The organism is Bifidobacterium pluvialisilvae (assembly GCF_019331695.1).
Classification (GTDB): domain Bacteria; phylum Actinomycetota; class Actinomycetes; order Actinomycetales; family Bifidobacteriaceae; genus Galliscardovia; species Galliscardovia pluvialisilvae.
The window spans coordinates 56,321-68,400 of the sequence record NZ_JAHBBI010000003.1 but is presented as its reverse complement, the minus strand read 5'-3'; the positions used below and the strand labels follow the sequence as shown (position 1 = coordinate 68,400).

10 protein-coding genes are annotated in these 12,080 nt (G+C 67.1%); 1 reads left to right on the top strand and 9 read right to left on the bottom strand.

Going from position 1 to position 12,080, the window contains the following annotated elements:
• Positions 1–89: 89 nt before the first annotated feature.
• From KIH77_RS03120 to nadA, 4 genes are read right to left on the bottom strand one after another with little or no spacing between them, the layout of a single operon-like run.
• A complete protein-coding gene (locus tag KIH77_RS03120) occupies positions 90–1,277 on the bottom strand; it encodes a cysteine desulfurase family protein (protein ID WP_219099630.1) in 1,188 nt (395 codons plus the stop codon).
• On the bottom strand, positions 1,267–2,154 hold the full coding sequence (gene nadC, locus KIH77_RS03115; RefSeq protein ID WP_219099628.1) for a carboxylating nicotinate-nucleotide diphosphorylase: 888 nt from the start codon (positions 2,152–2,154) through the stop codon (positions 1,267–1,269). The genes KIH77_RS03120 and nadC overlap by 11 nt, the downstream gene beginning before the upstream one ends.
• Positions 2,155–2,178: 24 nt before the next feature.
• Positions 2,179–3,804, bottom strand: a complete 1,626-nt coding sequence (nadB, locus tag KIH77_RS03110) for an L-aspartate oxidase (protein WP_219099627.1) — start codon at positions 3,802–3,804, stop codon at positions 2,179–2,181.
• The gene (gene nadA / locus KIH77_RS03105) at positions 3,801–5,069 is read right to left on the bottom strand and encodes a quinolinate synthase NadA (protein WP_219099625.1); all 1,269 of its coding nucleotides are present in this window, start codon (positions 5,067–5,069) and stop codon (positions 3,801–3,803) included. Before nadA ends, nadB begins: the two co-directional genes overlap by 4 nt.
• Before the next feature lie 248 nt (positions 5,070–5,317).
• Here nadA and KIH77_RS03100 point away from each other — a divergent pair, with 248 nt between their 5' ends.
• Positions 5,318–6,274 carry a YwqG family protein gene (locus tag KIH77_RS03100; RefSeq protein WP_219099623.1) on the top strand — a complete coding sequence of 319 codons (957 nt, stop codon included), beginning with the start codon at positions 5,318–5,320 and terminating at the stop codon, positions 6,272–6,274.
• Between the two features lie 31 nt (positions 6,275–6,305).
• Here KIH77_RS03100 and KIH77_RS03095 read toward each other — a convergent pair whose 3' ends face one another.
• From KIH77_RS03095 to dxr, 5 genes are all read right to left on the bottom strand, one after another.
• On the bottom strand, positions 6,306–7,100 hold the full coding sequence (locus tag KIH77_RS03095; protein WP_219099621.1) for an isoprenyl transferase: 795 nt from the start codon (positions 7,098–7,100) through the stop codon (positions 6,306–6,308).
• A gap of 2 nt (positions 7,101–7,102) precedes the next feature.
• Positions 7,103–7,837 (bottom strand): DNA repair protein RecO, encoded by a 735-nt coding sequence (recO, locus tag KIH77_RS03090; protein WP_219099619.1) that lies wholly within the window; start codon positions 7,835–7,837, stop codon positions 7,103–7,105.
• 48 nt (positions 7,838–7,885) lie between these two features.
• The gene (locus tag KIH77_RS03085; RefSeq protein WP_236024453.1) at positions 7,886–9,553 is read right to left on the bottom strand and encodes an alpha/beta hydrolase family protein; all 1,668 of its coding nucleotides are present in this window, start codon (positions 9,551–9,553) and stop codon (positions 7,886–7,888) included.
• Between the two features lie 109 nt (positions 9,554–9,662).
• Complete coding sequence (gene ispG / locus KIH77_RS03080; protein WP_219099834.1) at positions 9,663–10,874, bottom strand: flavodoxin-dependent (E)-4-hydroxy-3-methylbut-2-enyl-diphosphate synthase; 1,212 nt, start codon at positions 10,872–10,874, stop codon at positions 9,663–9,665.
• 10 nt (positions 10,875–10,884) lie between these two features.
• Positions 10,885–12,054, bottom strand: a complete 1,170-nt coding sequence (dxr, locus tag KIH77_RS03075; protein WP_308283215.1) for a 1-deoxy-D-xylulose-5-phosphate reductoisomerase — start codon at positions 12,052–12,054, stop codon at positions 10,885–10,887.
• Positions 12,055–12,080: the final 26 nt, after the last annotated feature.

Sequence of the window (12,080 nt, the reverse complement as noted above, 5' to 3'; positions counted from 1 at the left end):
CGCGCAATTTGTCGCCAATCGTCCTGTTTTGTGATGATTTGCACGAGGAAATCTGCGATATCGACAATCTCAGGCGGTAATGCAGCCGGTCAGTGCAGGCCTAGGGAGTTGCAGGAGGCACATAGCGCGGCAATGATGCGCGCGATGTCGGCGTCGGTGAGCGGACGGCGGAAGGTGAAGCGCAGCGCGGACCTGGCCGCCGCCGGCTCCAAGCCCATGGCGAGCAGCGTGGGCGGAACCTCATGACGGCCGACGGCGCAGGCGGAGCCGGAGGAGCATTCGATGCCGCGGGCGTCGAGGTCGACGAGCAGCGCCTCACCGGTGACGCCGGGGAAGATGAACGACGCGTGGCCGGGCAGCCGGCTCACCGGATCGCCGGTCAGCCGTGCCTGCGGTATGGCCTCGAGCACGCCCCGGATTAGCCGGTCGCGCGATGCGATGAGTGCGGCATGATGCGCGCGCATGAACCGGATGGACTCGTCCAAGGCGATGGCGAGTCCGACCGCGCCGGCCACGTTCTGCGTGCCGGAGCGAAGCCCACGCTCCTGGCCGCCGCCGCTGAGCAACGGCTCGAGGGGCACGCGGCCGCGCACCAGCAGCGCGCCAAGCCCCTTGGGCGTGCCGAACTTGTGGCCGGAGACGCTGAGCGCGTCCACATCCCAGTCGCGCATGCGGATGGGAATCTGACCGGCCGCCTGCACGGCGTCCACATGCACCGGGACATGGTGGGAGTGCGCGATGCGCACGACGTCCTCCACCGGCTGGATGGTGCCGACCTCGTTGTTGGCGAGCATGACCGATACGAGCACCGGCCGTGAATCCGCGCCGTCACCGGCGGCAAGGGCCTTCTCCAAGGCGTCGAGCCGTATGCGGGCATGGTCGTCGACCGGTGCCACGACCACGTCGGCGCCGAAGAACCGCTGCATCCATCGGGCCGATTCGGCCACGGCGGGATGTTCCGCGGCGGAGACGATGATGCGTGGACGAACGCCGTGCGGCAGCCGTCGCATCTGCGCCAACGCAATGCCTTTGACGGCGAGGTTGTCGGATTCGGTGCCGCCGGAGGTGAAGATGACGTCGTCGGCCGCGGCGCCGAGGTTGGCGGCGAACGAATGACGGGCGGCGTCGAGCGCACGGGCGGCGGTCTTGCCGTCCTGATGGACGCTGGCGGGGTTCGCGTAGGCGTCGGTCATGAACGGCAGCATGGCGTCGATGACGGTGCGGCCCACCGGTTCGGTGGCGGCGGCGTCGAGGTAGAGCGCGGTGTCAGCGGACATAGTCGAGCCCGAGGTCGATGCTGCGAACACTGTGGGTGAGGGCGCCGACGGAAATGATGTCCACGCCGGTGGCGGCCACGTCGGCGACGCGGTCGAGCGTCATGTTGCCGCTGGCTTCGACGAGCGCGCGCCCATCAATGAGTGCAACGCCTCTACGGGTGTCGTCAAGCGTGAAGTTGTCGAGCATGATGGTGTCGGCGCCGCCATCGAGCGCGGCGGGAATCTGGTCGAGACGGTCGACCTCCACCTCGATGTGCGTGGTGTGGCCGACCTGTTCGCGCACGTGCCGGATGGCGTCGGCAAGGCCGAGGCCCCGGGCGGCGAGCGCGGCGAGGTGGTTGTCCTTGAGCATGACGGCGTCGGAGAGACCGAACCGGTGGTTGTGGCCGCCGCCGCAGGTGACGGCGTATTTTTCGAACGCCCGCAGCGTCGGCGTGGTCTTGCGGGTGTCGACGATGCGTGTATGGGCGAAGCCTCGCGGCGCCTTGGCGTCGGGCATGGCGTTGCCGCGTGCCGCCTCCTTGACGAAGGCGGCGGTCATGGTGGCGATGCCGCTCATGCGTTGGGTGAGGTTCAACGCCACGCGTTCCGCGGTGAGGATGTCGCGCATCGGGCCGTCGATGTCGGCGAGCCGCTGTCCTGCAACGAAGTCCCGGCCGTCGGTGATGTACGGCGTGACGTTTACGGCGGGGTTCTGCCGGGCGAACACGGCGGTGAAGACGTCGATGCCGCTCATGACGCCGTTTTCGCGGGCGACGAGCGAGACCGTGCCGGTTTCGTCGGCGGGGATGGCGGTCGCGCAGGTGATGTCGCCGTATGGCGCGTCTTCGACGAGTGCGGCGTCGACGACCGTGTGGATGAGATGCGTGGTGAGCAAGATGATGGTTCCTTTGGTGTCGGACTAGGCAAGGGGCATGCGGTAGGCGACGGAGTGGGCCCATTCGTCGCGTGGCTCGGGATGGTCGGTGCGGGCGTGGGCGCCGCGGGATTCGGTGCGGGCGAGCGCGGCGTTGGCGGCCACGTAGCCGACGGTGAGCATGTTGCGGTTTTCGAGGCGGCGCGTGTGATCGTCGTACGACGAGTCGACGTCGCCGCCTGAATCGGCGTCGGCATTGGCGAGTGCAAGGCCGTCTCCCAGTTGATGCATCGCCGCTCCGAGTCCGTCGGCGTTGCGGAGCACGCCGACGCCGTGCCACATCGTGGCTTCGATGCGATTGCGGTCCCATGTTTCGGACGCTTTGTCATGGTCGTCGATTGCGGGCATGGCAAGCGTCACCGGCTGTTCGCCGGATGGCCTGCCGGTGGCGGAGTTCGTGAACGGCACGGGATGCCATATGGCGGCCGGCCCGTCGGCCACTGCGGCGAGTCCGGCGCGGCGGCCGAAGACGAGGCCTTCGAGCAGGGAGTTGGAGGCGAGCCGGTTCGATCCCATGACGCCGGTGCGGGCGCACTCCCCCGCCGCATACAGTCCGGGGATGCTTGCGCGGCCGTTGAGGTCGGTGCGGATGCCGCCCATGTAGTAGTGGGCGGCCGGGGCGACGGGGATGGGTTCGCGGCTCCAGTCGAAGCCCAGGGATTTGGTGTAGGCGTCGATGGTCGGGAACCGGTGGGCGAGGAACGCGGCGAGGTCGGGATGCTCCTTCCGCATCGGGGAGACGTCGAGCATGACGGGATGGCCGTCCTGCCGCTGCATCACGCGGAAGTTCTCGCGGGCCACGACGTCGCGCGGGGCGAGTTCGGCCCGCGGGTCGATGCGGGTCATATACCGTTCGCCGTGGTCGTCGAGCAGGACCGCGCCTTCGCCGCGCACGGCTTCCGATACGAGGAAGTGCTCGCCGACGGCCAGGGCGGTGGGATGGAACTGGTAGAACTCGAGGTCGGCGGTTTCGGCGCCGGCGCGGATGGCGGCGGCGAGTCCGTCGGCGGTGGCGACCTGCGGGTTGGTGGTGTACGGGTACATGCGTCCGGCGCCGCCGGTGGCGAGGATGACGCGGTCGGCGGCGAGCACGTCGCTTCCCGACTCCGTCAGCACGCGTACGCCGGCGACGGCGCCGTCGCGGACCACGAGGTCTTCGAGGAAGGCGTGTTCGATGATGTGGATGCGGGGGTTGGCCCGCACCATGGCGGACACGTCGAGTTCAAGCACCTTGCCGGTGGCGTCTCCCCCGGCGTGTACGACGCGGGCGCGGGAATGGGCCGCCTCAAGCCCGCGAAGCATACGGCCTTCGGCGTCGCGGTCGAAGCGCACGCCGGCCGCGGCGAATTCGCGCACGCGGTCCGCGCCCTCGCGGGTGAGGATGTCCACGGCCTGCGGCTCGCACAATCCATGGCCGGCGGCGATGGTGTCGCGTGCGTGGAGCTTCGGGTCGTCGTCGGCGAAGATGGCCGCGGCGATGCCGCCTTGCGCATGGTAGGTGTTCGATTCCACGAGCTCGGTCTTGGTGACCAAGGTGACGTCGCGTCCGGTGCCGGCCACGGCGAGCGCGGCGGACAGTCCGGCGACGCCAGCGCCGATGACGACGATCACGGATGCACCTCCAGCATGCGTTCGAGCGCCACCTTGGCCTCGCGGGCGGTGTCCTCGTCCACGGTGATGCGGTTGACGATGTCGCCGCGTTCGATGCTTTCCAGCGCCCAGGCGAGGTACGCCGGATGGATGCGGTACATGGTGGAGCAGGGGCAGACGACCGGGTCGAGGCAGAACACGGTCTTGTCGGGGTATTGTGCGGCGAGACGGTTCACGAGGTTGATCTCGGTGCCCACGGCGATGACGGAGCCGGCGGGCGCGTTGGCGATCTCCTTGACGATGTAGGCGGTCGATCCGGTGCCGTCGGCGGCGTCGACGACCTGCATGGAGCATTCGGGGTGCACGATCACCTTCACGCCGGGGTATGCTTTGCGGGCGCGTTCGATCTGGTCGACGGTGAAGCGCTGGTGCACGGAGCAGAAGCCCTTCCACAGGATCATCCTCGCCTTGGCGTAGTCCTCGGGGTTGCTGGCGCCGCCCTGCGGCTTGTACGGGTCCCACAACGGCATCTGGCTCAATGGGATGCCCATGGCGCGGGCGGTGTTGCGGCCGAGGTGCTGGTCGGGGAAGAACAGTACGCGCTTGCCGCGGGCGAACGCCCATTCCAATACGGCGTGCGCGTTCGACGACGTGCAGACGATGCCGCCGTTGCGTCCGCAGAACGCCTTGAGCGATGCCGCGGAGTTCATGTAGGTCACGGGGATGATCTGCTGAAGTCCGTCGGCGCCCGGCTTGGTGCCGCAGATCTCGCCGAGCTGCCGCCAGCAGTCCTCGACCTGGTCGATGTCGGCCATGTCGGCCATGGAGCAGCCGGCGGAGAGGTTCGGCAGGGTCACGCTCTGTTCGGGCGTGGAGAGGATGTCGGCGGTCTCGGCCATGAAGTGCACGCCGCAGAACACGATGTGCTCGGCATCGGGACACTGGGTGGCGTTCTTGGCCAGCTGGAAGGAGTCGCCCACGTAGTCGGCGTGCACGATGATTTCGTCACGCTGGTAGAAGTGGCCGAGGATGAGCAGTCTGGAGCCCAGGCGCGCCTTGGCGTCGCGGATGCGCTCCTGCAGCTCGCCGTCGGAGGCGTCGCGGTATTCGGCCGGCAGCGGCCGCTGCCTCGGCGCGTTCTTCGGAATCATGTCCAGTGCCGAAGCACCGGGCCCGTAGGTCGGCCGGGTGGTGTCGAACGCCCACGGGTCCTTGGTCAGTCCCGCGTCGCAGGTGCTGGTGACGCCGAGCCGTTCGATGATGTCGTTTACTGAAGCCACGCTCATGGCGATGTCCTTACTGTACCGTTCTCCGCGGTACCGTCATACGGTGGCGGAACGCCTGTCCTGATTGCCGTCCGTCATCGTCTCCCGTGAAAATCAGTATGAGCATAGCACATATAGTCATGATGACTATAACTGGCGTATGCGCCGATGGACACGCCTTCTTCACCATTCGGTCCCTCGAAGGCAACACCCGGCGATTAGGCTATGTCATAGCGTGAAACGCATCGTCATGCGGTAAGGAGGATGCCATGGGACTCATGGACATGCTGTTCGGAGGGAAAGCCTCGAAGGAGGAGCGCAACATCGCCCGCAACACCCCCAACCCCATAGCGGCGAACGTCACGGGAATCCAACGCGACGAAGCCTATTTGGACACGCAGCGCATCCCCCAGCTGACCGACTACGTGGCGCAGATGATCGCCGCGATGATCCGGAACGAGACGCAACGCCCCGCCATCGAGCTCTCCCCCACGAACGACGCGCCGTCCATCACCGACACCAAAGTCGGCGGCGCATTCTATGTGCCCCCGGCCATAGGCACGCCCAAGAACAAGGAGACCGGCGAGCCGCTGTTCCTCATCGCCCAGCTCAACTTCGCCCAGCTGCCCCATCTCGACGGCTTCCCGCAGGATGGCCTGCTGCAGTTCTTCATCGCCGGCGACGACCCGCTGTTCGGCATGGATTGGGACCGGCTGGCCCTGCAACGCTCATGGCGCATACGATACATCCCCATGCCGGATGACACCGCCCACGGCCGCATCGTCCGCCCCCGCTGGAAGGACGACACCGACCTGCCACTGGGCGGTCCCGACGTCGAGTTCCGGTTGGAGCCGCAGCTCACCACGCAGGCGATGTCGACGTCCGATTTCCGGTTCGAGGCCATGCTGCAACGCTGCCTGAACGCGTTGAACGACCGCGACCGCGACTTCTTCGCCACGCACGACGCGGAGATCCGCGACACACTCACCGACGTCATGGGAGGCGACGGCATGCGAATCGGCGGCTACCCGGTCTTCACCCAGGACGATCCCCGCGGCGGCGGCTCCACGATGGACCGGGCCACCACGCTGCTGCTCCAACTGGATTCGCTCGACGACGGCCGCCTCATGTTCGGCGATACGGGCGTGATGAACTTCCTCATCGAGCCGGACCGTCTGCGCCGGCTCGATTTCTCGCAAGTGCTCTACACCTGGGACTGCTACTGACGGCCGCCCCGTGGCCTTGCTGCCGCGGTGTTCACTGCTTCTTCACCGCGCCGAACCGCCGGTCGCGGTGGATGTAGTGGTCGATGGAGCGCCACAGCACCTCGCGCCCGCAGTCGGGGAACAGCTCGGGTACGAAGTCAAGCTCCGCGTAGGCGGCCTCCCACGGCAGGAAGTTGCTGGTGCGCTGTTCGCCCGACGTGCGAATCACCAGATCGCAGTCGGGGATGTCGGGATTGTAGAGGTGCTGGGCGATCATCTTCTCGGTGACGCGGTCGCCGGAGATGCGTCCGTCACGCACCTCCTTTGCAATCGCCGCGCAAGCGTCGGCGATTTCGGCGCGTCCGCCATAGTTGATGCAGAACACCACGTCGATGGTCTTGTTGTGCTTCGTGCGCTCCATGGCGGTCTCGAGCTCGTCGATCACGGACTTCCACAGCTTCGGACGCCTGCCGGACCAGCGTACGCGCACGCCCCACTCGTCCATCTGCGCCACACGACGGTGGATGATCTCGCGGCTGAAGCCCATGAGGAACCGCACCTCAGAAGGCGAGCGCTTCCAGTTCTCGGTGGAGAACGTGTACAGGCTCAGATAGCGCACGCCGGCCTCGATGGCGCCGGCGATGGTGTCGAACACCACGGGTTCGGCGGCCTGATGGCCGTTGGTCCGCACCAGTCCGCGCTGCTGCGCCCAGCGTCCGTTGCCGTCCATGATGACGCCCACGTGGCGGGGCACCTTGCCCTTGGGGAAGTCGGGGATGATCGAGGGGTCGGAGAAGGGCGCCGCCGGAATGTCGAGCGACGTGTAATCGACGTGTTCAAAAGCCATGGTTACGAATCTAGCAAGTGCGCGGAACGAATCGGACGTTCGAGATAATACTCCGCCCATTCTTCAACTATGGCGTGGACGACGCCGGCCCCGTCATCGTCATCGTCGGCACCGTCCAATGCGTCCCAGTCTCCCGCAAGCAAGGCCCTGAGCCGGGCAAGCTGCCGTGCCGTCACGGTCCGCGCCTCGGGGGTGCGGTCCCCGCCGCACATCGCGCCGCCTCCCGGTGTGGAGAACGCGCACAGCCCCGCCGCCCCGCCGCATACGACGCAGGCGTCGAGACGCGGCCGCCATCCGGCGAGCGCGAGCGCGCGCAGCATGTAGGATTCGCCGATGTCGCCGGGGGCGTGCAGTCGTCTGGCCAATGCGGAGACGGCGCCGACGGCGAGCAGATACTGCCTCGGTGAGGGTTCGTCGAGTGTGGAGAACAGTCTGTCCGCGGTCTCGACGACCATGCCGGCGTTGACGTAGGAATCGTAGTCGGCGATGATGCGGTCGGCGTACATGCCTTTCGACGAGGCCTGGGAGACGACGTCCAGCGACCGGCCGGTGGCGATGAGCAGGTCGGCTCGCATGAAGGGTTCGAGCCGGGCGCCGAACCGCGACCTGAGGCGTCGTACGCCCTTGGCCACGGCGCGGATCTTGCCGTGGTCGCGGGTGAGGATGGTGATGATGCGGTCGGCTTCGCCGAGTTTGACGGTGCGCAGCACCAGTCCCTCGTCCTTGTACAGCGGCATTGGTTCACCTCCTCGATGCGTATTGCGTGGACGTCCGTTCCGCGATCGTCAATAGATGAACAGGCCCCAGAACGCCAGGACCAGCAGTATGCAGAACATGGCGAGCGTGGTGACGACGAACATGACGACGCCGAAGCGCGTGGAGGCGATCACCGGTCCGGGATGCCAGTCGCGGATGCGCAGCACGGGCCTTCCGGTGAGCCGCTTCACCTTGAAGTCGGCGCGCCATTCCTCCGGAGTGCGCAGCAGGCCCTTGATGGACATGGTGTGCAGTATCTCGCAGAACACACGCGACCAGGCCCACACCACGATCGCGCATGCGCCCTGGATCGCGTACCAGCTCCAGTAGATCATGCCGGGCGCCTCGGGGGCGGCTCCCCAGATGAGTTCCACCATGCGCCAGACGATCTGCCCGACGCCCGCCATGAACAGGAGCAGGGACGCCATGGTGGTGACGGATATGGCGATGAGCACGCGCTGGTAGCCGCGCACGTAGCCGAGCAGCGGCCCCTTGCGCCGTATGAGGTGATGGATTTTGCGCACCAGCGCCACGATGTTGAGGACCGCCGCGACAACCAGCATGGCGGCGGCGGTCGTGTGGATGATGACGCCGTACACGGTGAGCCATGGATGGGCCCTGAGGTTGGTGGGAACGGCTATGGACTGGTAGATGGTGGTACCGGCGATCGGCGCGGAGGTCTCCTCGAGCCCGCGCGCCTGTCCCACGGCCCAGTCGACCATGTCGTCCTCGTAGCGGTCGACGAGAGGCGTGCCCTCCTCGGCCTCGTCGCCCAGTCTCATCACGTGGTTGGCCACCGGATAGTTGCGTATGGTGACGTCCCAGTTGTCGTTCTCCCTGGCCATGCCCTCGATCTCGCTGACGCCGTCGACCTGTGCGGTCATGACGTCCTTGGAACCGTAGGCCACGAGGGTGGGGATGGCGTAGCCCTGCGGCACGAGCGGGTTGAAGTCGAGGTTGTCCAGTCCGAACCGGGCCATGTCGGCGCTGAACACGCGCCTGACGATGGACTGGTATCCCGGGTTGGCGCCCACGATGGCGAAGTCCTGCGCCACGAAGAACCCCAGCGCGTGCCGGGGGCTGTAGACCATGGGCGAGAGCAGTATCTGGAAGGCTATGTGACCGTCGTCGCGAACGAGGTACGGCGATATCCATGTGCTTTCCGACGTGGCGTAGATGCCGACGTTGTCCGGGTCCACGGTGTCGAGCGTCCGCAGGTAGTCGACGACCTGGTCGTAGGCGTGGGCCGAGGCCGGGTAGTCGCGGGTGATGTCGTTGGTGGACCATACGGGCTTGTCGACGGTGGCGGTGACGAATCCGGCCGAGCTCAGGTCCTCGGCCACATCGCCGAAGGAGTTGTCCGCGGTGCCGTATCCCGCGCCGTGCATGAACACGACGGCGGGGAGGCTGTTCCGGTCGGCCGCGACCTTGGGCGAGCGGACGAGCACATGCGCCCGCTGCCGCTCCCCCGTCGACGGGCGGACGAGGTCGATCCAGGTGCCGCGCGTCTCCACGGCGTAGGTGCCGCGGACGGGCAACGCCTTGCCGGTGGTGTTGCGGTAGGTGACGGCGGTGTCGGCCGACAGGGTCTGTACGCTGCGGTCGGTCGGCTCGTTCTTCCACTCCACGGTGGTGATGTGCGATACCGAGGTCAGGATGCCCATCAGGATGATGAAGATGGGAATGCTGACCAGCATCTTCTTCGACCACGTCCAGTCCGTGGGGTCCTGTTGGGTTTTCCGGCGTTTGAACACGCGGGCCATTCTATACGCTGCCGTTGAAGTAGAGGGGCCGATCGGCTTCCCGCTAGGCGCGGGACGGCGTCTGGATGGGGATGACGACGGGCTCGGCGTCAAGCGTGGTGCCGTTGGCCTCGGCCTCCTCCTTCATACGCTCGGCGATCTCGTGGGCCTTGTCGAGCAGCGTGTCGACGATCTGGTCCTCGGGCACGGTCTTGATGACCTTGCCCTTGATGAAGATCTGCCCCTTGCCGTTGCCGGATGCGACGCCGAGGTCGGCTTCGCGGGCCTCGCCCGGCCCGTTGACGATGCAGCCCATGACCGCCACGCGGATGGGCGCGGTGATGCCCTTGAGCCCGTCGGTCACGGCGTTGGCGAGCTGGATGACGTCCACCTGCGCGCGGCCGCAGCTCGGGCAGGAGATGATGTCGAACTTGCGTGCTCGCAGCCCCAGGTATTCAAGCAGCTTGCAGCCGACCTTGACCTCCTCGACCGGCGGCGCGGACAGGGACACGCGGATGGTGTCGCCGATGCCCTCGGCGAGCAGCGCCCCGAACGCGAGGCAGGATTTGATGGTGCCCTGCCATTGGGGGCCCGCCTCGGTGACGCCGAGGTGCAGGGGCCAGTCGCCCTTGGATGCGAGCAGCCGGTAGGTCTGCACCATGGTGACGACGTCATGGTGTTTGACGGAGATCTTGAAGTCGTGGAAGCCGACGTCCTCGAACATGTGGGCCTCCTTGAGCGCGGAGGCGACGAGGGCCTCGGGCGTGGGCCCGCCGTATTTGGCGTAGAGCTCCTTGTCGAGCGATCCGGCGTTGACGCCGATGCGCAGGCTGATGCCGGCGTCGGTGGCCGCCTTGCAGATGTCGGGGCCGACCTGATCGAACTTGCGGATGTTGCCGGGGTTCACACGCACGGCCGCGCATCCGGCGTCGATGGCTTGGAACACGTATTTGGACTGGAAATGGATGTCCGCGATGACGGGGATCGGGGATTTCGCCACGATGGACGGCAGGGCGTCGGCATCGTCCTGGCTGGGCACGGCCACGCGTACGATGTCGCATCCCGCCTGCGCCAGTTCGCCGATCTGGCGCAGCGTGGCGTTGACGTCGGCGGTCACGGTGTTCGTCATCGACTGCACGCTCACGGGCGCACCGCCGCCGACGGGGACGGGTCCGACCATGATGCGGCGGGACTTGCGTCGCGGGTGCAACGGGGATTCGCCGATGGAGGGCGTCCCCGTCCTGCGGAACGCGGTGTCGGATGCGGTTTTGCTCATGGTTTTGGAATCAGTCACGATTGTTGTTTATCAAATCGTCGGCCAGACGTCGTGCGGTTTGCTCGAGTTGGCTCATTTCCTCCACGGATTCGAACAGGGGCGCGCCGCGCAGTTCGTCGTCCAGCTCGTCAAGCGTCCGGCGCACGGTGTCGGTGATCGCCAGATACGGTAGCCTGCCGTCAAGGAACGCATGCACTGCCTGCTCGTTGGCCGCGTTGAGCACCGCCGTGTGCTTTTCGGAGGCGGCGAGGCAATGGCGGGCGAGCTCGACGGCGGGGAACGCCTCGTTGTCGAGCGGCTCGAACGTCCACTGCGAGGCGGTCGTCCAGTCGCATGGCCGGGCGACGTTCGGCAGACGGTCGGGGGCGGAGAGGCCCAGCGCGATGGGCAGGCGCATGTCGGGCGGCGAGGCCTGGCAGATGGTGGCGCCGTCGCGGAACTCGACCATGGAGTGGACGATGGACTGCGGGTGCACGGTCACGGCGATGCGCTGCGGCGGGATGTCGAACAGGCGGCTGGCCTCGATGACCTCCAGCCCCTTGTTCATGAGGGTGGAGGAGTTGATGGTGACCACCGGCCCCATGTTCCAGGTGGGGTGATGGAGGGCCTCCTGCGGTGTCACATGGGTGAGCTCGGCGCGCTTGCGGCCACGGAACGGGCCTCCGGAGGCGGTGACGACGAGCCGTTCCACCTCGCCATGGGTGCCGGACCTGAGCGACTGCCAGATGGCGGAATGCTCGGAGTCGACGGGGTTGATCTGCCCGGCGCGCACCTGCGCGTCGAAGAGCAGATGGCCGCCGGCCACCACGGATTCCTTGTTGGCGAGCGCGAGCTGGGATCCCGCCTGGAGCGCCGCGATGGACGGTTCCAGTCCGATGGATCCGGTGATGCCGTTGAGCACGACGTCCGCGCCGAGTGCGGCGACGTCGATGACGGCCTGCGGACCAGCGGTCACGTCCACGTCGGTGGCGCCGAGCGTGGCCATGGCGCGGCGCAGCTCATCGGCCGCGGATTGCCGCGCCACCGCCACATGACGCACATGGAAGCGCACGGCCTGTTCGGCGAGGAGCCCGACATGCGAGCCTCCCGCGGCGAGGGCCATGACCTCGAACCGCTCGGGATGCCGCGCGATGACGTCGAGCCCCTGGGTGCCGATGGATCCCGTGGATCCGAGCACGATGACGCTGCGATGCCACGCAACGTCGT

Coding starts and splice junctions, on each gene's coding strand:
- KIH77_RS03120 (WP_219099630.1), bottom strand. CDS start 1,277: ATGTCCGCTGACACCGCGCTCTACCTCGACGCCGCCGCCACCGAACCG.
- nadA (WP_219099625.1), bottom strand. CDS start 5,069: ATGAGCGTGGCTTCAGTAAACGACATCATCGAACGGCTCGGCGTCACC.
- KIH77_RS03100 (WP_219099623.1), top strand. CDS start 5,318: ATGGGACTCATGGACATGCTGTTCGGAGGGAAAGCCTCGAAGGAGGAG.
- KIH77_RS03095 (WP_219099621.1), bottom strand. CDS start 7,100: ATGGCTTTTGAACACGTCGATTACACGTCGCTCGACATTCCGGCGGCG.
- recO (WP_219099619.1), bottom strand. CDS start 7,837: ATGCCGCTGTACAAGGACGAGGGACTGGTGCTGCGCACCGTCAAACTC.
- KIH77_RS03085 (WP_236024453.1), bottom strand. CDS start 9,553: ATGCTGGTCAGCATTCCCATCTTCATCATCCTGATGGGCATCCTGACC.
- ispG (WP_219099834.1), bottom strand. CDS start 10,874: ATGAGCAAAACCGCATCCGACACCGCGTTCCGCAGGACGGGGACGCCC.